This is a genomic window from Endozoicomonas sp. 8E, from assembly GCF_032883915.1.
Classification (GTDB): domain Bacteria; phylum Pseudomonadota; class Gammaproteobacteria; order Pseudomonadales; family Endozoicomonadaceae; genus Endozoicomonas_A.
This window is the reverse complement of record NZ_CP120717.1, coordinates 3,190,810-3,216,732: the sequence shown is the minus strand read 5'-3', so window position 1 is coordinate 3,216,732 and position 25,923 is coordinate 3,190,810. Positions and strand designations below refer to the sequence as shown.

17 protein-coding genes are annotated in these 25,923 nt (G+C 47.9%); 6 read left to right on the top strand and 11 right to left on the bottom strand.

All coding sequences use genetic code 11. The annotated features are described in order from the left end of the window. Positions 1-3 precede the first annotated feature (3 nt). From P6910_RS10470 to P6910_RS10450, 5 genes are all read right to left on the bottom strand, one after another. A complete protein-coding gene (locus P6910_RS10470) occupies positions 4-321 on the bottom strand; it encodes a hypothetical protein (protein WP_317146202.1) in 318 nt (105 codons plus the stop codon). 105 nt (positions 322-426) lie between these two features. Continuing rightward, entirely contained in the window at positions 427-1,704 is a 1,278-nt protein-coding gene (locus tag P6910_RS10465) for a replication-associated recombination protein A (protein ID WP_317146532.1), read from the bottom strand. A gap of 62 nt (positions 1,705-1,766) precedes the next feature. Beyond that, on the bottom strand, positions 1,767-2,450 hold the full coding sequence (lolA, locus tag P6910_RS10460) for an outer membrane lipoprotein chaperone LolA (RefSeq protein ID WP_317146201.1): 684 nt from the start codon (positions 2,448-2,450) through the stop codon (positions 1,767-1,769). A gap of 36 nt (positions 2,451-2,486) precedes the next feature. After that, complete coding sequence (locus P6910_RS10455) at positions 2,487-4,928, bottom strand: DNA translocase FtsK (protein WP_317146200.1); 2,442 nt, start codon at positions 4,926-4,928, stop codon at positions 2,487-2,489. 113 nt (positions 4,929-5,041) lie between these two features. Continuing rightward, on the bottom strand, positions 5,042-6,085 hold the full coding sequence (locus P6910_RS10450; protein WP_317146199.1) for a C45 family peptidase: 1,044 nt from the start codon (positions 6,083-6,085) through the stop codon (positions 5,042-5,044). Between the two features lie 568 nt (positions 6,086-6,653). Between P6910_RS10450 and P6910_RS10445 the strand changes: the two genes are divergently transcribed. Then, a complete protein-coding gene (locus P6910_RS10445) occupies positions 6,654-6,977 on the top strand; it encodes an RNA-binding protein (protein WP_317146198.1) in 324 nt (107 codons plus the stop codon). A gap of 322 nt (positions 6,978-7,299) precedes the next feature. Here the strand turns inward: P6910_RS10445 and P6910_RS10440 are convergent, their stop codons facing one another. Continuing rightward, on the bottom strand, positions 7,300-7,716 hold the full coding sequence (locus P6910_RS10440) for a hypothetical protein (RefSeq protein WP_317146197.1): 417 nt from the start codon (positions 7,714-7,716) through the stop codon (positions 7,300-7,302). Between the two features lie 175 nt (positions 7,717-7,891). Here P6910_RS10440 and P6910_RS10435 point away from each other — a divergent pair, with 175 nt between their 5' ends. Then, on the top strand, positions 7,892-8,776 hold the full coding sequence (locus P6910_RS10435) for a hypothetical protein (RefSeq protein ID WP_317146196.1): 885 nt from the start codon (positions 7,892-7,894) through the stop codon (positions 8,774-8,776). Between the two features lie 67 nt (positions 8,777-8,843). Here the strand turns inward: P6910_RS10435 and P6910_RS10430 are convergent, their stop codons facing one another. The 5 genes from P6910_RS10430 to P6910_RS10410 form a co-directional block, all read right to left on the bottom strand. Then, positions 8,844-11,900: an efflux RND transporter permease subunit gene (locus P6910_RS10430; protein WP_317146195.1), complete on the bottom strand. Its 3,057-nt coding sequence runs from the start codon at positions 11,898-11,900 to the stop codon at positions 8,844-8,846. Positions 11,901-11,902: 2 nt separating this feature from the next. Beyond that, positions 11,903-13,048 (bottom strand): efflux RND transporter periplasmic adaptor subunit, encoded by a 1,146-nt coding sequence (locus P6910_RS10425; protein ID WP_317146194.1) that lies wholly within the window; start codon positions 13,046-13,048, stop codon positions 11,903-11,905. A gap of 178 nt (positions 13,049-13,226) precedes the next feature. Then, positions 13,227-13,934 carry a TetR/AcrR family transcriptional regulator gene (locus tag P6910_RS10420; protein WP_317146193.1) on the bottom strand — a complete coding sequence of 236 codons (708 nt, stop codon included), beginning with the start codon at positions 13,932-13,934 and terminating at the stop codon, positions 13,227-13,229. 473 nt (positions 13,935-14,407) lie between these two features. Next, complete coding sequence (locus tag P6910_RS10415; protein WP_317146192.1) at positions 14,408-16,705, bottom strand: ATP-binding protein; 2,298 nt, start codon at positions 16,703-16,705, stop codon at positions 14,408-14,410. Positions 16,706-17,234: 529 nt separating this feature from the next. After that, entirely contained in the window at positions 17,235-18,941 is a 1,707-nt protein-coding gene (locus P6910_RS10410; RefSeq protein WP_317146191.1) for a mechanosensitive ion channel family protein, read from the bottom strand. 218 nt (positions 18,942-19,159) lie between these two features. Between P6910_RS10410 and P6910_RS10405 the strand changes: the two genes are divergently transcribed. The 4 genes from P6910_RS10405 to P6910_RS10390 all read left to right on the top strand — a co-directional run bounded on the left by P6910_RS10405 (position 19,160) and on the right by P6910_RS10390 (position 25,806). After that, positions 19,160-19,819, top strand: a complete 660-nt coding sequence (locus P6910_RS10405) for a hypothetical protein (protein ID WP_317146190.1) — start codon at positions 19,160-19,162, stop codon at positions 19,817-19,819. Positions 19,820-20,199: 380 nt separating this feature from the next. Next, the gene (locus P6910_RS10400) at positions 20,200-21,738 is read left to right on the top strand and encodes a hypothetical protein (protein ID WP_317146189.1); all 1,539 of its coding nucleotides are present in this window, start codon (positions 20,200-20,202) and stop codon (positions 21,736-21,738) included. Between the two features lie 138 nt (positions 21,739-21,876). Further along, positions 21,877-23,142 (top strand): hypothetical protein, encoded by a 1,266-nt coding sequence (locus P6910_RS10395; RefSeq protein WP_317146188.1) that lies wholly within the window; start codon positions 21,877-21,879, stop codon positions 23,140-23,142. A 264-nt stretch (positions 23,143-23,406) separates the two neighbouring features. Beyond that, positions 23,407-25,806: a hypothetical protein gene (locus P6910_RS10390; RefSeq protein WP_317146187.1), complete on the top strand. Its 2,400-nt coding sequence runs from the start codon at positions 23,407-23,409 to the stop codon at positions 25,804-25,806. Positions 25,807-25,923: the final 117 nt, after the last annotated feature.

The window sequence follows — 25,923 nt, the reverse complement described above, 5'->3', positions numbered from 1 at the left end:
GTATTATCTTCTGTATACCGGTAGCGTCCCATTGAACCTGACACTACAGAAAGAAACAGACCCTGTGGTGATTTTACATTGGCGGTAAATGCCCTTATCCGGAACAACAGCCGACCCGCTGTATTTACGGTCACAACCAGAAACCCTTCCCTGAGTGATTTCACACTGACGGTAGGCGCCATTATTTTTAATCACCGCTGCGCCGGTATACTTGCCACCACATTGGCTGATCTGACCATGACTGATTGAGCAGGTGCGATAGTCACCGGCAACGGTTATGCCTGACATCAGCAGGCTGGACAGGAATATCCAGAACTTCATTTTAAATACCCGGGGAAACTTTGCGCTTGCAGAATACCTTCATCATGTGTGAGGTTTCGGAACCCATGCTGGCTATCTTTCAGTTGTCACGAGAACCAGTATGGATCAGTCTTCCTGGCGTCGGCGAACAGGACTCTGCTGATCCCATTGCGCCAGTTTCTCGAGCTTCTCCCGAATCTTGATTTCCAGCCCACGATCATTGGGCTGGTAGTACTTTCGGGCCTCCATATTCTCTGGAAAATAGCATTCACCGGCTGCATAGGCGTTGGGCTCGTCATGGGCATAGCGGTATTCAGAACCGTAGCCCAGGGATCCCATCAGCTGGGTGGGAGCATTTCTGAGATGGTTCGGAACGTCAAAGGAAGGGTTTCCTTTGACATCGGCCATCGCCGCCTTCCAGGCCAGATAGACAGCGTTACTCTTGGGCGCACAAGCACAATAAACCGTGGCATGGGCCAGAGCCAGCAACCCTTCCGGACTGCCCAGCCGCTCATAAGCCTGCCAGGCATTCATGGTCATCTCCAGCGCTCTTGGGTCAGCATTGCCAATATCTTCACTGGCAATCGCTACCAGTCTGCGAATGATATAGAGTGGATCAGCGCCACCATCCACCATTCTGGCAGCCCAGTAAAGTGCGGCATCGGGATCAGAACCTCTTACGGATTTATGAAAGGCTGATATCTGATCGTAAAATGCGTCACCGCCCTTATCGAAGCGTCGGCCACTGTCGGCGAGAATCTCGGTCACCGTTGCCGCTTTAATCCGGCCATCCTCACTGAGATCTGCCGCTACTTCCAGAGTATTCAGAACCCGTCTGGCATCGCCATCGCCATAACGAATCAGAATATCTTCAGCTTCAGGCTCCAGTGAAACAGGACTGCCCTTAAAACCCCGTTCGTCAGACAGAGCCTGATGGAGCACTTCTCTGAGCGCATCGTCTGTCAGCGGTTTTAATACATAAACCCGGGCCCTGGAGAGCAAGGCGTTGTTCAACTCAAAGGAAGGATTCTCGGTAGTAGCACCGATAAATGTGATAGTGCCATCTTCAATATGGGGCAAAAAAGCGTCCTGCTGGGACTTGTTAAAACGATGCACCTCATCCACAAACAAAATGGTTTTTCGCTGACGGGTCATCTGCTCATCCCGGGCTCTGGCAACCGCAGCCCGAATGTCTTTGACACCAGAGAGCACCGCAGACAGTGTTTCAAAGTGGGCATCACAGACACCGGCAACCAACCGGGCCAGGGTTGTTTTCCCGACTCCTGGTGGCCCCCAGAAAATCATGGAGTGAATGGCACCCTGCTGCAAAGCTTCACGCAGAGGTTTGCCTCTGGCCAGAACATGCTCCTGCCCCAAGTACTCATCCAGGTTGCGGGGCCTCATGCGCGCGGCAAGGGGCTCATATCGGGATGAATCGTCGTCAAACAAACCGGCAGAATACACACTTAACCCCGGGTCTCATCAATCACATCAAAACCTTTGGGAGGTTTTACCTCGAACAGGCTGTCATTCAACTGAGTGTTTTCCTTAACCCCTGAGAACAGGATTCTGCGCTTGCCACCCAGAGAATCAGACAGCTCAATAGCGGTTAACATCCCATGGCGAAAATCAATATCCAGCTTCTCAAACAGGTCTGAGTCCTCTTTGGGTGTCAGAGTGTATCTCTCATTGCGATCCTTGCTGTAAACAGAAACGTTGTACTGTTTCAGCATCTCACGGGCATTTCCTGTCAGCAGTTTTGCTGGCGTATTGGCCGTGCGGGCATCCTGCTTCTGGATAATCACCTGCTGGAGTTCACGGTCTACCATCCAGACTTTATTGCCATGGGCAACGATCTCCTGTTCAAAAGGCTCCCTGGTTAGCCAACGAAAAAGATCAGGGCGTTTCATTTGCATCTCACCGGACTCTGTCTTGGTACGACCATCGGAAGAGACCGCTTGCTGTTGGAAATGAGCGGTCAGACTTTTCAGGGACTGCAGTTTTTCCGAAAGAGCCAGAGAGGCTTTCTCATCGTTCAGACCCTTGCTGACATCCAGCTTCTTGACAGGTTGAACCTTCAGGGTGGTGGCTGAAACATTTTCCAGCGCGGCAGCCATGACCTGCGTTGAGACACTGAAAACAGCGGTCATTACAACCACCTGGGAAATTTTATTAAACACTCAACTTCAACCCTTCACGGGAGGTGGTGCGATCACCTCACGATTACCATTATGACCTGCCGGACTCACCACACCGGCCGTTTCCATAGTCTCTATGATACGCGCAGCGCGGTTATAACCGATCTTTAATTTACGCTGCACTGACGAAATTGACGCTCTGCGGCTTTCAGTCACAAAAGCGACCGCTTCATCATACAGGGCATCCTGCTCTGAATCTTCATCCAGTCCACCACTGAAAGCACTGCCGTCGGAAGCCGTATCGGCACCACTGAGAACGGCTTCCACATAATCAGGCTTGCCCCGTTTCTTCCAGTCGGCTACCACCCGGTGCACTTCATCATCGCTGACAAAAGCACCGTGAACACGAATAGGAACACTGGTGCCTGGTGGCAGGTAGAGCATGTCGCCATGACCCAGCAATTGTTCTGCCCCACCCTGATCAATGATGGTGCGGGAGTCAATTTTACTGGACACCTGGAAACTGATGCGAGTCGGAACATTTGCCTTGATCAGGCCGGTAATGACATCCACCGAAGGACGCTGAGTTGCCAGTATCAAATGGATACCCGCCGCACGGGCTTTCTGGGCAATCCGGGCAATCAGTTCTTCGACTTTCTTACCGACAATCATCATCATGTCGGCAAACTCATCCACCACCACGACAATGAAAGGCAATGTTTCAAGCTCAGGGGCCAGATCACCGAGGGTCATGGCTTCGTGGAATGGATCACGCAGAGGCTCACCCGCAGCCTCCGCATCTTTGACCTTTTTGTTGTAGCCAGCAATATTCCTTACCCCCAGAGCCGCCATCAGCTTGTAGCGACGCTCCATTTCCGCCACACACCAGCGCAGGGCGTTGGCGGCTTCTTTCATGTCCGTCACGACGGGAGATAGCAAATGAGGAATGCCGTCGTAAATGGACAGCTCCAGCATTTTCGGGTCAATCATAATCAGACGAACGTCTTCCGGCCCGGACTTAAAGAGCATGGAGAGCAGCATGGCATTAACGCCAACCGACTTACCGGAACCGGTAGTACCTGCCACCAGCAGGTGAGGCATTTTTGCCAGGTCCACCACCACCGGCTGACCGGCAATATCATGTCCGAGTGCCAGACTGAGTGGGGATGCGGCTTTTTCATAAGCTCTGGATGCAATCAACTCTGCAAAGAACACCGTTTCCCGGTCGTCGTTGGGAATTTCGATGCCCATCACTGACTTGCCGGGTATGACTTCAACCACCCGGACACTGACCACGGCCAGAGAACGGGCAAGATCCCTGGCCAGATTGGAAATCTTGCTGGCCTTGACTCCAGGCGCAGGCTGAATCTCATAACGGGTAATCACCGGACCCGGATGCACAGCGACCACTTCAGCTTTAACACCAAAGTCTGCCAGCTTGGCTTCCAGCAGTCGGGAGACAATGTCCAGCTCTTCCTGGTTAACACCGTTGCCATGATCGTTGATTTTATCGAGCAAGCCCACGCCGGGTAGTTCACCTTCCGGCGGTATTTCAATGGCGTCTTCTATATCAGCAAAAGGGCTTTTCCCGGGCACGGCAATTTTGCCGAGTCTGGTAGCTTTTGATTCGGGCTCAGGAGCCGGGAGAACCACTACAGGCTCCTCCCGACGCTGCCTTGGAGCAAAGTCGACAGGCTCCTCAACAGGCTCAGGCTGAGCGGCTTGAAAGGCTTCACGATCCCTTTCACGCTGCTCTTTCCAATCAGCGATGCGAGCCTGGATGATTTCAACCAACCGGATAATACCCTTGCCGATTCTGGCAAAAGTTATCTTTGATAACCGCCCGGTTGCATCCAGAACCTGAAACCATGACAGATGGGTGTATAAAGTGAATCCCACCAGAAAAATAGCCAGCAAAATCAATGTGCTGCCGATCAGATTAAAAGCAGGCAGTGACTGCTCCATGATCATGCGACCGATAATACCACCGCTCTGGGCAGGCAAGCCTCTGCCCACTCTTTCCAGATGAATAGCAGCCAGTGCTGCCCCTGTAGCCAGAGCCAGCAGCAATCCCAGTGAGCGCATAACAAACCAGCCGGGTTGCCAGCGCCAGGCACTGTATCGATATTGAAAAACCAGCACCGTTTTGATGACCAGCAGAACCGGTATCCACCAGGCAAATACACCAAACAGGGAAAACAGAACATCACTGAACCAGGCTCCCGCTCTGCCTGTGCTGTTTGCCACTTCTCCTTCATGGCCCACGTAGCTCCAGCCGGGATCAGTAGGGCTGTAAGAAAACAGCGCCAATGCGGTAAAAGCAGCCAGCACCAGCAGGAATAACATACCCGCTTCTCTTAGTCTCAGCACCAGAGCACTGGCTTCTTCAGTCCCTGCGCCAGAGTCCGCATCACGAATGCCCGTTATGGCTTTGAGCATCGGCTTTTCTTTTGCGGCTCGCTTACGCTTCTCGGTGATCTTTTCGGACATTCGACTCCCGTTTAATCTCCTGACAGTCTGATCAATAGTTGCTCTGCGCGCAGAGCAGCTCACGGTTTATTTCAAGATACCATGCAACCAACACAGGGTCCCAGCATTGAATATTACGCCAAGCGGAAACTCTCAAACCCCTGCTCAGGGTCATGGCCCTCTCTCAACAACATTTGTCGTTTACCAAGATCCATCATCAGGGTCACCAGAGTTCCCGCATTTCCGGTCAGCTCATGATAACTGTAGGACCTGAGAACCGGAAAAGGTTTTTCATTATTATCAAGCATTTGCAGCATAGTCTTAAGGTTTAATTGAGGATTATACAGTAACGCATCCTGTAACCGTTTGAGCCGGGTCTCAGTACACGGCCTTGATGAAGTTGGCTGGGCCTGGCCCGACTGGAGGTAATGATTGGTATGTAGATAAGTATCCTGTTCAGTGGATTGAAACCAGGGCTGATCAGGTGCCAGCTCTACCGCTATGGTTTCATTTTTATCCGCTACCATAATATGACTGGCCTTGCCTGCCCCGTGAGTCTCAATCAGGGAACGGGCTTCCTGAAGGTTTTGAGATTCCAGCAATGCTCTCAGTAAAAAGTGAACAGGTAAGCCGGTCAGTTTTCGAGTGGCTGGCAGAATATTCAGACAAACACCCAGCCCCGCAGAGTTCATTCCGATTTTGGCCAACATACCCGGCTCGGTCATGGTTAGAAATCGATGACCGTTTTCGAGTTCAACATCTGCCAGGGCCAACTTGCCTGCCAGTGCTTCAGCCCAGTCCCAGTTTTGCCCTATCAGCCCCTGCCTTGGGAAAGCGACAGAAGAACACTCAATGGGAGAGGACATAAGCTCACTGCGGGCGTTAATGCAATAAATCCAAAAAGGTTCAACGCCTGCGGCTGCGGCAATAGCATCCATCTCCTCTTTATAGTGAGGTCTGAATGACAGAACTTTCTGCATCAGCAGATCAAGATGAGACTGTAAACGTTCCCTGTCTTTAAGAAAACGTGACCGGTAGTAATCCAGCACTTCGCTGATTTCATCGCGCATCTGCTCACCATGGATACGCCCCCGGTTTTTGGCTGATCCATTGAGTACCAGTTTTTTCATCAATATGAGCCCCGAAATGTCCCGATTCATTAACTGCCCAATGCTCATTGGGCTTCCGTTGACACTGCTGGTCTCGGTTCTTGTGCCACCCTTCGTGGAAGATAACACAACAGAAAGCTAAGAAAAAAATCAGGATCACATGATTTTCAGGGGTTGCTGCTATATAAAAATCCCCGGCAGAGAGTATCTTTCGATATCAAGCTATTGAGCCTTGCAGCTTTACCTTCTGTAATGTCTCTAAATATGATCCGTTTCAACTTCATACTTGACATAAAGCAATGAGGTTATAATCTGGTTGCATGGCTTGGCTGACAGGCCATGATAATAATGATACTCACGACGTCAGAATATTGACTGTCTGGCTGCACTGAGTGCTCCGTTCACGAGAACCAGAATATTCAGGATATGATTCGGGAAACCATGTGCCCAGAGGCCATTAGCCCCTCCCTTCATAATAACAAGAGAGATCAAAATGTTTCTGCCGGGTTTCCGCTGAATAGCCCTTTGATGTCATCCTGAATTTAAATAACGACGCTGCCCAATGCCTTGTTCGAGCCAAGCTGTGTGTCTCGATTCCGGGTTACAGTAGCCTTGGAAAATTGGAGACCTATTTACCATGCAACAGAATAAACTGTTTATAGGTAACCTTCCTTTCAGCAGTGATGAAAGTGACCTTCAGCAAGCTTTCGAACAATTTGGTGAGATCGATGAAATTCGCGTGATTACCGACAGGGAAACCGGCCGCTCCAGAGGTTTTGCCTTTATTACTTTTGCAGAAAGTGATGATGCTCAATCTGCTTTAGCTATGGATGGTGAAGAATTGAATGGTAGGCCCCTTCGAGTCAATTTTGCTACCGAACGCAATGGTGGAAATGCTGCTGGAAAGGGAAAGGCCAGTGGAAAACCCCGCAATCAAAATCTTACGAGAAACACTGTCTGATTGATTCGACAAACCTGACAGAAACAGATAGGTCATTCCATTTCAATACCCGATATGACAGTGATGAAATCTATGCTTTGCAGGCACATGGGTGGTTCTGATTGTTAAGCTGACTGGATGAACAACATCCACATTTTCGAGCTTCAGTCAGAGGGGTCCGGGAAATCGTTCCCGGCTCCCCTGATCATGACCCTGTTTTTTCTCCAGATTTTTTCATCATTTCCTGCTGTCACTTCATCGGGTCGATGGGTATCTTTCCCGGCTCTTGCAGATACATCGCTCGATGAATCTGCATTCTCGGTTGTTACTGGGATGGCTTTTGCTATTGGGTTGCACCGGGATTGCTGAATTCAGGAATGGGCACTCTTGAATTACTGGTACAGTTTTTATCCTGTGCCAGACCTAGCAGGTAATTGTAACGTTGACGAAAGGCATCAATTTCAATCTGCTCTGCCTGACTGAGATCCATAAAGAACCAGGGAACCAAAAGAAACGCACCGGCCACACCCAAGGCTACGTTTTTACCGGTTTTGTCAGTCTTGGGGATCAGCCTTCTGATTTCCTCTTCGATAAAGACTATTTCGCTTTCCAGAGCCGCACAGGAGCGATTGATATCTCCATACTGTCGTACAGCAACCGGATGTGCATCCCTACCTGCACAGCCTACCTGTAACAGCGTCATTGACAGTAATGACAGACCGACTATTCGATGACTATTTCTTAATAACATAAATAACATAATTTAATCTGAACACTCTATAAAAACCCTGATACAGCGTAGACCAACAAAACAATAGATCGTTCACTTCTTACGCAAAAAATAATAAAAAAAACCTCTTTCAACAGCCTCATCCCCATCCATTTCTGCCGATACAAATCTAGCGCTTCCCTGCAACTGATCACTGGATGACCTGATGAATAAAAACTATCTGTTTCCCCTCTTCCTGGTTCTATCTCCTGTCATGCAAGCCAACCAAAAAACCATCAAACCGGTTGACCCCATAAAGGCTGAACTGACTGTTGAATCTGCCACTCAACCCGAACTCACTGATAAATCTCCCCTGCCACTGGTTTCTGCTGCAGTGCGCTATGGAATGATGGCTGATGCTTATTTGAACAGCCCCAGCGGGATGGTGACAGAAGGCTATCGTTTTCAAATCAGAAGCCTCTACCTTTCTTATCTGCAAGAGATGCTGGCAAAGCCAGGTCATACCGTTGAAAAAATTAATGAGGCACTGTTGGCACAGTGGATGATGAGACTGGGACGTGAGGGTTTTGGACCCGAGACACTCCTGAGTATTAAAAGTGGCATGCAGGACAAACTGGCCGAGTGGAGTCAGAAAAGCCTGTCAGGACAGATTACGCCTACCCTGGAGTCCACTGAAATCATGCCCAAACTCGAACAGCAGATTAAGGCCTGCAAAAGAATGACACCTCAACCCTCCAGTGATCCCGCCAAACGTCGTTCTTGCCATCAGGCAGAATCCCTGACCAGAATTGAATCCAGTACACTGATCGACCCTAACCTGCTGAAAAGCGCCATGCTGAAATTGATTCCATCTTATGCCCAGGGGTTAATCGATGTGTCCGGTCGTCCTTACTATCGGGCATTTATCACCTCCAAAGAAGATTTTCAGGGCAGCGTGAGCACTTTACTGAGTCAGGGTTACACTGCACGTCAGCTCGCTGAAATTCTGGAATTTGCCGGTGTGGATTATCCAGAGGTTTTTAACAACCTTTATTACTACGCCCTTCGAAATGACCAGAGTATTCATGAACCAGTCGTAACTCAAAACTAAACACCCTCTATAAAGAAAGAGCCGTGCTCATGGGGATCACGGCTCTTTCTTTGAGTCAGCAATTGCCTTATCCGTCGAATCGAACCCTGTAAAGCAGTGAATAAGTCACTGGCAGTACGATCAGTGTCAAAACGGTTGCAAAGCCGAGACCAAAGATAATGGTCACCGCCATTGAGCTGAAGAAAGCATCAAACACCAGCGGTATCATACCCAGCATGGTCGTCAGTGCAGCCATGCAAACCGGACGTACCCTGCTGACAGAAGCATCAACAATGGACCTGGCAAGATCGCCGGTTTTCTCTTCTTCAATATTGATTTGTTCCACCAGGACTATGCCATTCTTGATCAACATGCCTGAAAGACTCAGTAAACCGAGCAGCGCTGTGAATGTGAAAGGCATATTCAGTAACAGCAAACCTGCCGACACACCGATGACACCCAGAGGTACGGTAAACCAGATAGCCAGTGGCTGCCGAACTGTACTGAACAGCAAAACCGTAATAATAAACATGATCAGGTAACCCATCGGCAATGACTTAAAGATGCTGCCCTGGGCATCACTGGACATTTCGAATTCACCGCCCCATTCCAGGGTGTAACCTTCGGGCAGGCTGATGGACTCAATTGTATCCTTGAGCCTCAATCGAACCGATTCAGGCGTTTCACCTGTGAAGGGTCTTGCGTCTGCCATGACCGTCAGAACACGCTTCAGGTTACGTCGCACAATCAGCGGATTTTCTGTAGCCGATTCGAAGCTGCTCACGACCTGTGCCACCGGTACAAACGCGCTACGCTCCTGACTCCATACTTGGAGATCGGTCAGCGTATTGGCGTTCAGGCGTTCTTCCTCCGGAGCTCTGGCTATGATCGGCAACAGATGACTGCCATCCCGATACACACCCACCTGCTTGCCGGTAAAGTTCACCAGCAGGGCTTCATCCAGCGTCTGTTTTGAAATACCGCTTCTGCGGCCTGCCGCTTCATCAAACTGAGGACGGGCAATAGTAACCTGCTCTCTCCAGGACTGCCTCACGTCTGCAGCTGAGGGCTCTTCCTCCATGATGGCCATGGCTTTGGCGCCCAGTTCCCGAAGTATCACAGGGTCTGAGCCGTAGAACCTTGCTTCTATGTTTGCGGCGGGTGAAGGACCGTTCTGCAACAGCTTGAATTTGAATTCAATGCCCGGGTATTTGGCGTTCATAGCCTCTTCCATGGGACCAATCAGCGCTTTCATCCGATCCCTTTCATCCACCTCGATAATCAGCTGTCCGTAGCTGCTGTAACTCTTTTCCGGAGCATATGTCAGAATAAAACGCTGAGCCCCCCTGCCCATCACCGAAGTGACATTCACGACGCCCTCGTAAGTCAGAACATCCTGCTCAAGTTGCTTGATGGCTTCTTCAGTGGCACGAATATCACTGCCTTCCTGCATCCAAACATCGACAAAGAAGATCGGCGTATTTGAAGGTGGAAAGAAAGACTGCTTAACATAACCAAAACCAACAATGGCCGTTGCCAGAGCGGCCATCGTGAGTAACAGAGAAATAATTCTGTGCTTCAGGGCTTGGTTCAGAAACCAGCGATAAAAAGAGAACAGAGCTCCTTTATAGGGATCAGATTCACTGCCCACCATCGCCTCAGACGGTTCCTTGAACACCAGATGACAGAAAAAAGGTGTCAAAGTGATAGCCAGAACCCAGCTGATCATCAGGGACAACAAGAGTACCTGAAACAGGGAAACCATGAAATCACCAGTGGTATCAGGTGACAGACCAATCGGCGCAAAGGCGATAATGGCAATCACTGTCGCACCCAGCAAAGGCCACTGATTCTGAACCACCACCTGCTTGATGGCTTCCATTCGGGAAAGCCCTCTGTGTAAGCCCACCAGAACCCCTTCGGTGACCACAATGGCATTATCCACCAGCATCCCCAGGGCAATAATCAATGCCCCGAGTGAAATAAGCTGCAAATCGACGCCCAGTACGTTCATACCGATGAAAGTGCCCAGAATGGTCAGCAACAGAATACCACCCATTAGCAGACCGGAACGCAGACCCATGGCAAACAGCAAGACGACTATGACAATGGCAATAGCTTCAGCCAGGCTGATCAGGAAGCCATTCACTGAGGCTCTGACCACTTCAGGCTGGTCATAGACAGTGGTAACATCGATGCCTACAGGGCGGCTTGACTCCAGTTCCGCCAGACGGGCATTAACGGCATCTCCCACATCCACTACGTTCACGCCCTTGGCAAATGATATGCCCAGGGAAATCGCCTGCTCGCCATTACTTCGATAAAGGTTTTGAGGTGTGTCATCAAATGTGGTGTGAACATCAGCAATATCACCCAGGTAGATCAGTTCAGTGGTACCGGGTGAACTGACCAGCAATTGCTTCAACTCACTAATGTCCCTGAACTCTCCCGTGGGATGAATACGTACCGAAAAGCCATCAATAAACATCTTACCGGCATTGGACACAACATTCTGATTCTGGATCAAGCTGAAGATATAGGCCGGATCGACACCCAGGGCCGCGGCTTTGGGCTGAGAGATTTCAATAACCACCTGTTCATCTACCGTACCCGCCAGACTGACTTTCTTGACACCATCAACCAGAGAAAGCTCGCGCTGAAGAAAGTCGCCATAACTTTCCAGCTCACGATAATTAAAGTCGCGGCCACTTATGCTCAGCATGATGCCAAAGACATCACTGAAGTTATCATTAACACTGGAAGGCAAGACGCCCGGAGGCATAGACGACTGAGTATCATTAACCTTACTGCGCAGCTCATCCCATATTTGCGGCTGATCGCTGGCCGTAAACTCATCTTTCAGCTCTATCATGATCTGGGATAGACCGGCACTGGAGACAGAATCAATATTCTTCACGTATTCCATCTCCAGAATGGCCCGTTCCAGAGGCAAAGTGACTTCTTCTTCAACCTGCTGGGGTGAAGCTCCGGGATACGCCGTGTTGACCATCGCCTGGGGAATCGGAAATTCCGGGAACTCCAACTTTCCCAGTCCAAAGAAGGATATCGTACCGCCAATCAACAGCAGGACCACAAACATCCAGCTGATGACTTTGTTTCGAATCGAATACTCAGCGATATTCATGCTTACAGCCCCCGCTCACGCTGCAGTGGCTTGACACTCATGCCCGGACGCAGACGATTAACACCGGCTGAAACAATGCGCTGACCTTCTTTGAGCCCTGAAGTGACTTCAATACCCGACTGGAGAATGGTACCTGTGGTCACTGCAACCGGATTCACGGTGTTATTCTGCTCATCGTATATCCAGACCTGCTCCCTGCCGCTGTCATTGTCTTTCAAAACCGCCGACAGAGGCACAATAAAGTGCTGACCGCCGTTGGTTCCCGGTGAAATTTTTGCCAAATCCATTGTCAGGGTCGCGCCCATACCGGGATAAACCGTTAAGTCTTCAGGAATAGGCATGGTGAAAACGGCCTCATAAGACTGAGTACCGGGACTCACTCTGGTGGCGTGCTCTTTGTAACTGACTTTATATTCCGTACCGGGTCTTCCGGCAAAAGTGACGATCGGTTGATAGCTGAAATCCACATCCTCTTCCCGGACATTGGCAACAATACTCTCTGGAACCTGAATACTGACATCAAGGGTATTGCTGCCTTCCAGAATAAGAGTGGCCTGCTGTGCCTGTACAAACTGATAGTTCTCCACCAGAGTCTGGGCTACCCGACCATCAAACGGTGCCTTCAGCACAGAGTACTTCAATTTATCCCTGGCCAACTCCAGCGCGGCACTGGCTGACTTGAGTTTGGCGTTGGAGTTATCCAGCTCAGACTGGGAGACAACTTTTTTCTGAAACAGTGATTTAATCCGATTGTTGTCCGTTTCTGCCAGATCAAAATCTGCCTGTCGGGCAGCCAGCTCATTGCGAATATCACGGTCGTCCAGCCTGGCCAGCAACTGCCCTTTCTTTACCTCTTCAGCCTGTTTGACAGGAAACTCCACCAGTTCTCCGGGAATACGGAAAGAAATCTCGGCTTCCTTGCTGGCATAGACCTTGGCCGGAAACTGTCGTAAGTTGCCGGCATTGGAATCTTCCACCTTGAACAACTTCACTGGACGAATCACCACTTTCTGTTCTTCCTGTGGCTGCGAGCAACCTGAAAGCACCAGAATCGCAGTGACCAATGAGCTCAGAAGGAATGGAGTGTAACCCAACTTGTTGTTATTGATTGAAGCCTTGCCTTTGGGCAGGCTGAACATCGATTTCATAAACTTTCTCCCTCGTGGACACAGGGCATCCCAACCCCGAATATCATTCGCAAAACAGTCTAAAAAATCCCCTGCGTGAGGGGATCAACATAAACAGCTACAAGCAAAGAAAAACACTCTGTGCCAGCTGCACATTTCAGAATGTGGCAAATCAAACCGTCTTAAAGTAAAACTTTCATCAGTCTGCTTCAAGGACTGTATAGGTAGTCACAACGCTCACCAGCTGATTAAGTCGTGATCTGGGAACGACAGAATGAAGATTCCAACCCGCCAGATAACGTTCAATATTTGACAAGTGCAGATCCACTCCGTCGTCTTCTCGAAAGTCTGCATTGAAAACGCCAAAGCCTGATTCCTTAATCTGATAAAGACCGCAGGACAGGCCCCAGAGCCCCATCAACAGCTCGGCAACCAGCGCATCAGAAACATCTTCATAGCCATTCTCAACAAGCGTCAGCCGAACCAGAGCCCTGAGCTGATTGTCAATATAGTTACCCAGCTCATTCATGGCATTACTGCGATTGGCAGAGGCTCTTTGCCAGACACTCGGGTTCATAGCCAGCTGACTGAGTGAAAAGTGCTCTGGATTATCCTGATTCACCTGCCACAGGCAGAGACAGATCATGACCATCTTTTCGACGGAAGCCAGATCCGTATCCAGAACACGATGCAGTACCTGAATTTTTTGCCGGGCCAGAAAATAAGCACACCCCAGAAGCAGATCTTCTTTACTGGAGAAATGAGAATAGATAGCTCCCATGGAGCATTCCGCCGCCTGGGCAACATCGGACATTCGCAAATCAAGGAAGCTTTTCTCTTTCATCAGAAGGAGTGTGGCAGCAACGATCTCGGCTTCTCTCTGAATACGTTTCTGCTGTCTGGACATAAGGACGCTAACACTTGGAAATAAAAACGAATAATATTCGTTTTTGCTCAACTGACACAAGTTATTTTTTAGATTGGAAGGAGCCACGATCCGGATTTTTCACATTGCTGAATGGAGGTATTCGGTTCAGGAATTTGAACCATGATCTACTGAATTGCGTCATTAAACCTGATTGGTCACTGTCTGCGCTCCACTGTCATGATCGATGGCAACGTCTACCCGGTCAGTGCAGGCGTGCCAAAGAGTGGAAATTCCGCATTATAAACATTAATTCAGCGATTTTTCTGACGTAAAAGCAGTTTTGTGGGCCAAGACTCAACCTTGTTGACAAACACCGCTGGTTGGTCTGCATGGTTGCAGTTATTTGCCTTGGGCCCACAGCACGTCAACGGACCCCGTTCTTCTGGCGACATCATGACTGCACTTTGGGCAATCATGCCTTATTGTTAAGCTGGTGTCTTTTTGCCAATTTATCAAGAAGCTTTGTTCCCACCAAACGCTCCCGGCAAACTTTGCTGTTTGAGCTGGTCCTGCAGTCCGAACTCCGCAAAGTCCGGGAACATATGCGCTAGCCGCTCCCTGACACAGACCTCATTATAGTTAAGAGATAAATCTGGCTGATTTAAAAAAACCCGTACAGATTTTAACAATAATAAGCGGTCATTGGTTTTGACCACCAGCTTCAAGCCTTCGTTGTGTACTCTCTGAATAACATTTAAAAACTGCTTGATATGAGTATCATCATCAATACCATCACACTCCATAAAAACAGCCTGATGCTGTGTTTTGGTTAAATCTCTGAGATCGTAATCCTGGCTTACAACATATCTTCCGGGTAAAAAGGGGCTCCCCACCTGGCGGATCTGTTCGGCCGGAATACTGAGTACTCTGACCAATTCTTCTATTGATACTGCGTGTTCAGTGATCACTGCTGCCGCATTGCGGCCGTGATACTGACCCAGTTGCGATATTGCATCAGCAGCCTGTACTTCAGGGCTGTGCCACCATCGGGAACGGTAACTGTCTCCCTGCAAATCGCTCAGATAAAGAAAATTATGTGCGTAGTCGGTTAAGGGATCGATATTGCAAGGGAATGCAGCTTTGACAGGAATATGATGATTTGAACTGACCATGATGGCTTTATCATAATTCATCACATGTTTCATTGTTTTTGCCAGAAGTTCGTTGCTAAAGCGATCGCCGCGGGCATCATCGATTACCACCAAATCTTTACCGGCAAGCATTTCGTCGATCTTTACATAACATCGCACTATATCAGCCTGTAAGTGCTGATAAAGCTCACCTATCTTATTTGCGTCCAGATACAGGGTGTTGACACCATACTTGGCTGCTTTTTTGGCAACAGCTACACAAAGATGTGTTTTTCCTATTCCTGGTGATCCGGTCAGGAATAGTCCCATGGACTTTTTACACCAGGCTTCACCCTGATTATTAATCACAGCGTGCGTGAACTTCAGGGCCTTCTCATGCATGAGTTCCTGCTGTGTTGAGTAGGGTTTGTATTGATCTATATCAGCATCAAGATTTTCAGTGTGGAGCTGTGACCCGTGATGCACCGGCTTTGGTTCCATAGTCGGAGTGACAGACAAAAGCGGTTGACGGTGCCAGACTTGATCGCACTGGGACAAAAAATATTCCCAGAACTCAGTATAAAAGCGAGCCGCAATAAGGATACCACCAATAGGGTGGTCATAGGGCAGGATATCGCTGGCCCGCTCTGCATAGTTCATTTTCCCTTCTTTAATGGCAAAAATTGTCTCAGGACTCTGTGGTTTATTGTAGCCATCAATCAGTATTTTTTTGACCTGGTCGTAGGTTTTCGGTTCATCAAATACACCCGGACCAAACCCCAGATAGAGATTCTGTCCGCTGCTGTTTTGTCCGGTGCATACCAGATTGAAACCGATAGCATGACCAGTTGCGTGCTTCAAATCGTAGCCTTTTACGCCCTGAATATAGAGGATATCACCTTTTTTTATCTCCTGTTCTGACTGCTCAGTGCTCCATGAACCTTTGTAAAACTCAAGATAATTAAACAGATGATGGAGAGGGTTGCTAAAATCGATCAGTTTTAAAGATTCACCTTCTTTTGCGTGTTCTTGGAAGAATTCAGAAACATGGCTGATGTGACTGAAAAGGTCGCAGGGAATTCTAAACTTTGAGATCGGTGCACCAAAGATGCGGTCGAATTCGTCTGTGCCAATGATGGTTTCTATGGCCCGATACTGACAGGCCAAAAGGGTCATTGCACAGTCTGCACTGGTGGGGCCATGAAAAAAAGCATTCAGACACTCACTTGGTTTATGCCCATTGTCCCTTGCTACAAAGCTACGCCTGTTCATCGTGTCAAAATATTCCGGTAGTGAGTGCGCCCCGAGGTAGGTACTTTTTGTCAGCTTGCGAAGTTCGTGAGCCAGATAATCCTCCCGATAAAAAACACCCAGACGTTTTTCTTCTTCTGCCCAATAATTATCCGCTTCATGACAAAAGCTTGTCGTGACTGAGCCCCGTTGATCGTATGGTGTGTTAACGAGCTGGAGCCAGTGAATTGTTTTTTCGGCAAACTGCTCAGCCAAGGGTTTAGTGCTGAGACTTTTCGGGAAGGCGTTGTAAGGGGGGGTTATCTGGTGTAAAGATTTGATATGATCTCTAAAAACACACTTATCGTGGTATGAGACTTTTTTAGAAATTGAGTCAAAGACGACAGGAAAGCCTGCGCCAATTCCAACACCATCGTTTCCCCCATTCATTATATTCGACTTCTGCACGCATGAATCCACCTTTTCATTAGGGTCGTCATGAGTGAACTCCGCACCAGAAGATAATACACACCTGGAGGTAATAGCTGTCTGTATCGGTTTCCCATTGATATCGATTGGCCTAAAAAGTTTTGAATCATCTTCATAATCTAATGACAAAGATGATACAAGCCTTGAGGGGTTACCCAAAAATGTTTTGGTATTCCCTACTTCAGAAGCTCTTTCAGAAGACTCTCCTGCCGGGAATTGGAGATTTGTGCCGGGTTGAAAGCTTGCAGGTTCAGTATACATATTTCTTATCCTCCATTTCTTATGCTTGCTGTTAATACCTTTTTGAAGTCAGCATATTTAGTCAGCACGTTGAACCCTGCCTGAGAGTATTTCAGGTAATCTCAAGAGAGCGCGCTTATATAAATATGACACTAAAGTCCTAATATCTTTGACAACGAAGAAATGATTTAGTTCATTGCTAAATGGAGGTGTTCGGTTCAGGAGTTTGAACCATGACCTACAGAATTGCTCACTGACAGCCTGTTACCTGCTCGCCCGGCAGGTCTGCTGGCGCGTTGCTATAAAAATGAAGCTCCCGTTGCGGGAATGGAATGGTGATACCTTCCCGGTCAAACCGGACTTTCACCTCACGGGTGATGTCCCAGTATACATCCCAGTAGTCGTCTGTTTTTACCCAGGGACGAACCACAAAATCCACGGATGACTCGTTGAGAATATTCAGACGAATGATGTGCTCTGGTGTTTTCAGTATTTTCTGGTGGCTGCAGACAATATCTTCAAGAACGCTTTCTACCTGCTCAACATTGTCTCCATAAGCAACCCCAAAGACCATATCGACTCGACGGATGCGCTCCGATGTGATGTTCTTAATGGTTTCTCCCCAGATTTTGGCATTGGGTACCATAAAAATCTGATTATCAAAAGTGCGAATTGTGGTGTTGACCAGACTCATTTTGCCCACTTTGCCTGCAACACCTCCGGCCTCAACATAGTCACCCACATCAAAGGGGCGATAGATCAGGATCATCATCCCGGAGGCAAAATTGGACAAGGTATCCTGCAGGGCAAAACCGATAACGATACCGGCCACACCCAGACCGGTCAGTACCGGTGTTAAATCCAGTCCCACCTGTGCCAGGGCAAACAGGAGGCCGAAAACCACCACCAGGTTACCGCCAACACTGATAAAGAAATCCTGAACCAATGTACTGAAACGAGCTTTCTTAAGAGTAACGGCCCGGGATATCCCCCGCCGAACCAGACGAGATAGCATTATGGCGACTGCCATCAGAGCGACAAACAGCAAGAGGCGGGAGAGTATGCCGCCCAGATTGGATTTGAACCAATGAATCAAATCACCCCAGAGTCCGGCAATGACTGTGTGCAATGTATCGATGTTAACGACAGCTTCTGCCAGATTACCGGTAGTTTTGAAAATCAGTTCATTATACTGTTCCACCGGCAGTCCCTGTTCTTGCATCATTATCACGATCTGCTTCAGATTCGCCACGGCACTGCGTACCAGACGGTCCTGAGTGGCAATTTTGCTTTCCAAAGAGCTTCGGGCATCGGCAGGAAGGGATTTCAGCTCCGTCTGTAACAACTCTTTCTGGCGGTTATTATTGCGGAGATAGGTCGCCATAAACTCGGCGTAGAGGGTTATCTCCCGGTCAAGTTGCTGCTGAGCAGCGGCGGCATCAACCTTCCAGCTTTTCAGTAATTTCAGATTATCCAGCCGTTCATTCAGCAGCCAGTTTATGTAGGCGTAGAAGTCGTTAATGTTGAACAACACCAGTAGCTGCTCATCGGCACTGGCTTTCTCATATTGTTCAAACAGTTTACGCAGATCAGCTGAGGCGGGGGTTAGCCGGGCTTCAAAAAAACGGTTTTCAGCGTTCACCACCTCTTCACCCAGTTTTATGGTCTCAGGGGTATTAATAGCCTGAACCTGGTCAAGGAAATCATTAACCAGACGGGTAGTGGTGCGAATATCGGAAACGACTTGTTGCTGAATTAAATCGCGGGTCATCTCAGAGCTGGTATCCTCCCAGTTGGCCTCCATCTGAACCACCCGTTTGCTGGCAGCTTCAATATTGCTGATGACCGAAGCCTGTGAAGCAATAAGCCCGGTTGCTGACAGGGACTGGGTAGTGGTGTTTTCTGCAAAGGCGCTGAAAGAAAAAAACAGGAATATCCAGATAAGGTTTCTGAACATCGGAAATCTCCGAAAGGAACAAGAGTCTCTGTTCCAGTTTAGGTGGTGATGGGATTCCTTATGTGAAAATTTGACACCTGAACTTGAATTCCGGTCTTGTTATATGAACGTCAGTCGTCGTTTGCAAGTATAACCTGATTCACTCCAGTAAACTACTTCATGATTACCCTTATGGAGGCTGTCGCAAAACTCCAACAACTCGTTACCACGCTCTGAGGGTGTCGCAAAACTCTCTCCAGCGTGGGAACGAGTTGACTCCCGTCATTCCCGACTTCATTCTCGTCATTCCCGACTTCATTCTCGTCATTCCCGACTTCATTCTCGTCATTCCCGACTTCATTCTCGTCATTCCCGGCTTCATTCCCGTCATTCCCGGCTTCATTCCCGTCATTCCCGCGAAGGCGGGAATCCACACTGACTCTCCGCCAAAACCCTACTGCCCGGTGCCCCCCTGGCCTTGTCATCCCCGAGAAGGCAGAGACCCACTGTTGGCTCTGGATTCCCGCCTTCGCGGGAATGACGACCTCAGAGCATGGGAACGAGCTGTTGGAGTTTTGCGACAGCCTCAGAGCGTGGGAACGAGTTGTTGGGCTTTTGCGACAGCCTCGATGGCGGGAATCCACACTGACTCACCACCAGAACCCTACTGCCCGGTGCCCCCCTGGCCTTGTCATCCCCGAGAAGGCAGAGACCCACTGTTGGCGCTGGATTCCCGCCTTCGCGGGAATGACGACCTCAGAGCATGGGAACGAGCTGTTGGAGTTTTGCGACACCCTCTATGGCAGCAGTTTTTTATAGCGTCCAAATTGAAGCAGTGCTGCCAGCACCTTATTATTGAAAGGCTTATCTCTTGCGTAGGGTTTAGGGTCGGGCTGTAACGTGTCTCGACCATAATTATCAAGGTTCAAACTTGCCCATTCAGGCTTGGAAGATTGGACGATGCCCCTCCTGTTGGCAGCATTGTTGTTTCCCTCCTGAAAATCTTGCCAGCATCAGCCAGCTTTTTTTAATGCACGCTGTCTTTTTAAGACAACTGATAACTAAAAAAGTTCTGTCTCAGGGAACTTTTATTCGATACCGGGAACAGCCTCATCAAGGGTATCTCCGTATTGGATGCAGCCCACCATAACAAGGTTCATTTTATAGATTGAACTAAAAACTGGTACTTTGGTCTAAATAAAAAGAACAGTCTTTAATCATTACAAGCTGAATAAACGTTTTTAGTCTTATTGCACATTCATAGCCAAGGAGAAAAGTCATGATTAACGGTATGAACACTCTCAAATCTCTCGTTCCGGCAACAATACCGGGAAACACTAGAGAAACTCCCGCTGGCAAACCTGGTGATGTCACGCAAAAACATGACATCACTCCTTATCTGAAAACCGACGGCAACGAAATTCAACAACCGACCGTCAATCTTTCAAGTCGAACCGTTACTGATTTGAATTCAGACTCAAACAACTCTGACACCAGCCAGTCGTCCCCTCGGCACGAGGCAGTCGCAAAATTAGCAAGCAAAACTGAGACAGGACAAAAAGTGACAAAAAATCGTCGTTTACTTGAAGTAGATGAGTATTTTGTGAAAATTTTTAATTCCCTGGCGAAGCGACCCACTTTTGCGACAGCCCCGCACTGCCAGAGCGTCCCTGAGGCCAGTAAATACATTGGACAAGATAAGCGTCTCATACAACTGAATGCTTCTTCCAAACAGTACACGGGCAGTTCCGAGCGTAAGAATTGGGAGCATATGAATAATAACCCCCGAGGCAACTACCATGCGAGCTATGCCAATGTACCGCTCGGGATTGAACCGGAAACTGTCCAGATTGGCAACCAGCAACTGATTACGCTGGATACTTTGCAAGCATTTGTTGATCAGGATCTGGAGGCAAAGAGGGAAAATCTGGAATACTATAACTTCAGCTTTCTGGTTGATTTTTTACACGAAAACAGCTCAATCAAATACATTGTTGATATTGGCTGTGATGACGGAAAAATATCCCTGTTAATGCAAAACTATCTCAATGAAAAGGGAATTCAAATTAAAGTGATTCCTGTTGATATTGCCAATGAGTATGACAATGTATATTGCGACGACAAGCCACTGCCCATTAACATTATCCCGGGTCAGGAAATTGTTGGCGCTACACCGGCAACTACTTTGTTTACCGCGATACACCCTTTTACTGGCTTCGAGGATAAAGAAACAGAACTGAGCAGGGAGGTTACACAAGGTAAAACCGACTATTACATCACTACACTCATAAAAAACAATCCTGGCTGTTTTGTCCTGGCCACCGAAGACCCTCATGCATCCTCACCCCAGCATTATATTCCCCCGGAACTGGTGTACACCAAACATTATCATGCCTTCGCGAATAGCTCTTTGTTAAAGTTTTGGGAGGATGATGAGAGGGTGACTTTTTTAGAGGAAAAAGCTGCAGAAATGAACTCAGAAAACGGTAATATTCATCGATTAAACCAATTACTGGCGAAACTTCCCGAACAACGGGGTCGTTATCTGGCTTCGATCTCCCGAATTACACGTAGTTCAGAATGGCACATACGCAACAGGCCAGAGGAATTCTGGCCAGATAACATCTTCAATATGTATATTAATGAGATATTACTCATGGCAACTTTCAAACCTTTCAAAATTATCAAATTCGAAAGCATCCAAAATGAAGCAACAACAAATGAATTGGAGCTGCGTTGCTGGCATGTCTATCGTCAGGATATCAATGCCTCAGAAGTTGCCGGCCAGGCAGCAAAAAAAACCTGGTTTTTAAATTAAAACTAAAAGACAGCCCGGTTTATGAATGGAACTTTCAATTGATATTCTGGTCAAAAAATTCAGGACAAACTTTTAATCAGTTCTTTCTGAACAAGAGTTTTTAGTCACATTACACACTCATCGACAAGGAGAACAGTCATGATTAGAGCTATGGACACTTTCGACTCTGTCGTTTCGACGACAATACAGGGCCATACTGAAGAAACTCGCCCTGGTAAACCTGATGATGTTACGCAAAAACATGACATCACCCCTTATCTGAAAACCGACGGCAACGAAATTCAACAACAGAACGTCGATCTTTCAAGCCGAACTGTTAGTGATTTGAAGACGCCTTCCAGAAGGCCGTATTACGGTTCATCCGAATCGCACAAAAGCATTATGGATAATAGTTCCATTGGCCATTACTATGCTACCTATGCCAATCTATCGGATGAGTTTATACCGGAAACGGTCCGGATTGGTGATCATAAACTGATGACACTGGATCCTTCGCAAAAATTTATTGATCCTGATCTGGCGGAAGAAAAAAGCTTTTTGGAATCATTTAACTTCAACTACCTGGTTGATTTTTTGAAAAAAAACGACAAAATTAAATACATTGTTGATATTGGCTGTGGTGACGGAAAGATATCCCTGTTAATGCAAAATCACCTCAGGGAGCTTGGATCGCAGATCAAAGTCATTCCTGTGGATGTCAACAATTCTTGTGCAGATACTGAATATAATGACAACAAACCAATCCCCTTCAACTTAATTCCGGCCCAAGAAATTGCTGGTGCTTCACCGGCAACTACCCTGTTTACCGCCATACACCCTTTTACCGAGCTGGAGTTTGCAGCAGACAAACTGAGCAGGGAGATTACACAGGGAAAAACTGACTATTACATCACCACACTGATAAAAAATAATCCCGGCTGTTTTGTCCTGGCCACCGAAGATCTGTACACATCCTCCCCCCAGCGTTATATTCCCCCGGAATTAGTGTACACGAAACATTACCATGCGTACCCGATTTGCTTTCGCTCGCCCTGTTCTGAGCCAGTGTCTGTTCGTCAGGAAAGAGCCGAAAAAATGAATTCAGAAAACGGTTATATTAGCCGGTTAAACCAGTTGCTGGCAAAACTTCCCGAACAGCGGGATAGTTATCTGGCTTCAATCTCCGAGATTACAGATGGTATAAAAGAGTACATGCTCGAAGAGCCAGAGGAATTCTGGCCAGATAATATCTTCAAGTTGCATATTGACTATGCATTAATCAAGGCAGCTATCAAACCTTTCAAACCTTTCGAAAGCATCCAAACTGAGCTCATAGAAAATGGATTGGAGATGCGTTGCTGGCATGTCTATCGTCAGGATATCAATACCTCAGAGGTTGCAGGCCAGGCTGGGAAAGAACCCTGATTTTCAAATTGAAGCCACAAGACAGCCCGCTTTTATTGAAGGCATAAGTTGATATTAAGCCTTGTTGTTGGCGATGACTCTCTGCCTGATAGTCTACCCTTTATCCGGCATCGAATTCGTTAGGTCTGATCCATATCTGGACAACGGAAGTAATGGAGCAGCTGGTATTACGGAGAGCCCATCGGCAATAATTTTTATGTTCTGTCATAGTTACTCATCAATGGCTTCCTGACCGGTATTGTGAAAGACAGGTATTGGGGTGACATGAACAAAATACATTACACACTGGCTATTTGCAGGCTGCTCTTATTCTGTCTTATGATGCAGGCGACAATACAGCAGGCAGTGGCCCTGGGTAGTCTCAATGAGCCCATTTCACTGAGTTCGCTGTTACCCTTGATGGCCACTGTTTACCGGAATATTCCCGAAGCAAAGAACTTGTTGCCAGAACAGAACCCGTCTTACCTGACCAGCGTCGCAAAACACATTGATCCAACTGGTCATTGTCACAAATATCGGTTTTTTGCGAGCAATGACCATGACAGATCGGATAACAATGACCTTGACCCGGTAAAAAAACCGTTAACCCACCTCCTCCCTGCCCCCTTCCCCCTGTCAATCCGTTACGCTGAGCCCGGCATTTCGGTTTTATTTCAGGATTCAATCTGGCTAAGGCTTAATCAGGAAGAATCGCTGGCTCTTGTGCCTACGGAGTTTCCTGCCGTGGCGAAAGTCAGCGATATGTCCGATGAAAACTGGCCGCAACTCATTACCGCTGAGTCTGTTTACAGTAATACTGCCGGTGTCGGATCTGTCTTCAGGTGGGCTAATCAACGGCTACTGAAATCGTTTTACGATGACCCGTTATTAAGATTTCTTGCATTCATTCACGGGGCAGCCTTTCATGTGCAAGACACTAGTGGACAACTGTCATACATCTTCCAACACAACGGCAAGCTGTTATCCGTCAGCAGATTTGAGGCCTACCTGCGGTTCAGTCTGTATAACCAGAGCTTCCTTGAGTCACTGTATCCGGAGATTTTCGGTCCGTCGCTGCCAGCGGGTGGCGGCTGGCATGAATGGAACCACTTCATTCGCAAACAGCCTTTTCATCCCCCTGAACAGGATGCCAATAACCGTTCTGCCGTCCAAAAACCTGTAAACCCTGAAGGCAGGAATGATAGGAGAAATGATAGATCGACTGGATCTGAAGCCCATACAATGGGTCACTCAGAACGCAGCTCAGAACAAACCCCGGAACCCGGCACAGCATCTACCGTAAGGAATAGAAGGCAAGAGCAGATAAACCAACAACGCCAGTATTGTCATATTTGCACCGAGCCCATTACCAGAGGTTCCTCAGACTCTGACCACAGCTGCCCACCGGCCTTCATGATGAACCAAAAAGTGGCGAAAAAGCGCCGTTTACAAGAAGTAAAAGAGCATTGTGAACCCGCCATACCAGCGAAGAAACCCCGCACTTTTGCCACAGCCTCACGTAGCCAGTCTCTTAGCATTAGCCAGTCTCTTAGCAAGAGTCTCGCTGAGACCAGTGGACACATTGAACAAGATAAACGTACCCCACAGCAGATCACTCCCTCCACGCCATACCCTGATACTTCCGGTTACAGACGCGTGTATACCTTGATGGATAACAATATCCAGCGCAATTATCGTGCGAGACATGCCAATGTACCGATAACGGTTGAACCGGAAACTGTCCGGATTGGCAACCAGAATCTGATGACGCTGGATACTTCGCAGCCCTTTGTTGATCCAGCCCTGGAGTCACACAGGAGCAATTGGGAAGAGTTTAACTTCGACTACCTGATTGATTTTTTACGTAAAAACAACACTATCGAATACATTGTTGATATTGGCTGTGGTGGCGGACAAACATCCCTGTTAGTACAAAACGTTCTCAACGAACAGAATTTCAAGATCAAAGTAATTCCCGTAGACGTTTACAATTATTACGACGAAGAAGCTGTCAAGTCACTGCCCATCAACATAATAGCGGCCCAGGAAATTGTTGGCGCTACACCGGCAAACACTCTGTTTGTCGCCATACACCCTTTTACCGGCCACTACGCTGAATCAAGAGAGCTAAGCAGGGACATTACACAGGGGAAAACTGACTATTACATCACCACACTCATAAAAAACAATCCCGGCTGTTTTGTCCTGGCCACCGAAGACCGCTGTGCCTCCTCACCGCAGCGTTATATTCCCCCGGAACTGGTGTACACCAAACATTACCAGGCATTCGTATACAGGATTTCGTTGGAGACCGATGGGGCCAAGGCCCTTCGGCAGGCGAAGGCCACGGAAATGAATTCAGAAAACGGTGATATCTACCGACTAAACCAGTTACTGGCAAAACTGCCTGAACAGCGCGAGAGTTATCTGGCTTCGATCGCCACAATTACAGCTCGGGAACAACAGCGAATACTCAGAACGCCCTCTAAATTCTGGCCAGATACCATCTTCAAGTTGCATCTTAATGGCAACCTGTTTAAAGAAGTTGGCAAAACTCTCAGAAGTATCAAACGTGAAGTAAAAAATAATAAATTGGAGATGCTTTGCTGGCATGTTTATCGCCAGGATATCAATACCTCAGAAGTTGCCAGCCAGGCTGTTAAAGAACCCCCTTTTTCAAATTGAAGCTACCAGACAGGTTCGGATGTATAGCTCTCAGAAACCCTGTGAATGCAGCCCCCATAGAAGAAGATTCGGTTTATGGATTGAACCAATAACTTGTACCTTGGTCTAAATCTATAA

Coding starts and splice junctions, on each gene's coding strand:
- P6910_RS10430 (WP_317146195.1), bottom strand. CDS start 11,900: ATGAATATCGCTGAGTATTCGATTCGAAACAAAGTCATCAGCTGGATG.
- P6910_RS10470 (WP_317146202.1), bottom strand. CDS start 321: ATGAAGTTCTGGATATTCCTGTCCAGCCTGCTGATGTCAGGCATAACC.
- P6910_RS10395 (WP_317146188.1), top strand. CDS start 21,877: ATGATTAGAGCTATGGACACTTTCGACTCTGTCGTTTCGACGACAATA.
- P6910_RS10420 (WP_317146193.1), bottom strand. CDS start 13,934: ATGTCCAGACAGCAGAAACGTATTCAGAGAGAAGCCGAGATCGTTGCT.
- P6910_RS10390 (WP_317146187.1), top strand. CDS start 23,407: ATGAACAAAATACATTACACACTGGCTATTTGCAGGCTGCTCTTATTC.
- P6910_RS10455 (WP_317146200.1), bottom strand. CDS start 4,928: ATGTCCGAAAAGATCACCGAGAAGCGTAAGCGAGCCGCAAAAGAAAAG.
- P6910_RS10435 (WP_317146196.1), top strand. CDS start 7,892: ATGAATAAAAACTATCTGTTTCCCCTCTTCCTGGTTCTATCTCCTGTC.
- P6910_RS10450 (WP_317146199.1), bottom strand. CDS start 6,085: ATGAGCATTGGGCAGTTAATGAATCGGGACATTTCGGGGCTCATATTG.
- P6910_RS10410 (WP_317146191.1), bottom strand. CDS start 18,941: ATGTTCAGAAACCTTATCTGGATATTCCTGTTTTTTTCTTTCAGCGCC.
- P6910_RS10440 (WP_317146197.1), bottom strand. CDS start 7,716: ATGTTATTTATGTTATTAAGAAATAGTCATCGAATAGTCGGTCTGTCA.
- P6910_RS10425 (WP_317146194.1), bottom strand. CDS start 13,048: ATGAAATCGATGTTCAGCCTGCCCAAAGGCAAGGCTTCAATCAATAAC.
- P6910_RS10465 (WP_317146532.1), bottom strand. CDS start 1,704: ATGAGGCCCCGCAACCTGGATGAGTACTTGGGGCAGGAGCATGTTCTG.
- P6910_RS10400 (WP_317146189.1), top strand. CDS start 20,200: ATGATTAACGGTATGAACACTCTCAAATCTCTCGTTCCGGCAACAATA.
- P6910_RS10445 (WP_317146198.1), top strand. CDS start 6,654: ATGCAACAGAATAAACTGTTTATAGGTAACCTTCCTTTCAGCAGTGAT.
- P6910_RS10415 (WP_317146192.1), bottom strand. CDS start 16,705: ATGAATGGGGGAAACGATGGTGTTGGAATTGGCGCAGGCTTTCCTGTC.
- lolA (WP_317146201.1), bottom strand. CDS start 2,450: ATGACCGCTGTTTTCAGTGTCTCAACGCAGGTCATGGCTGCCGCGCTG.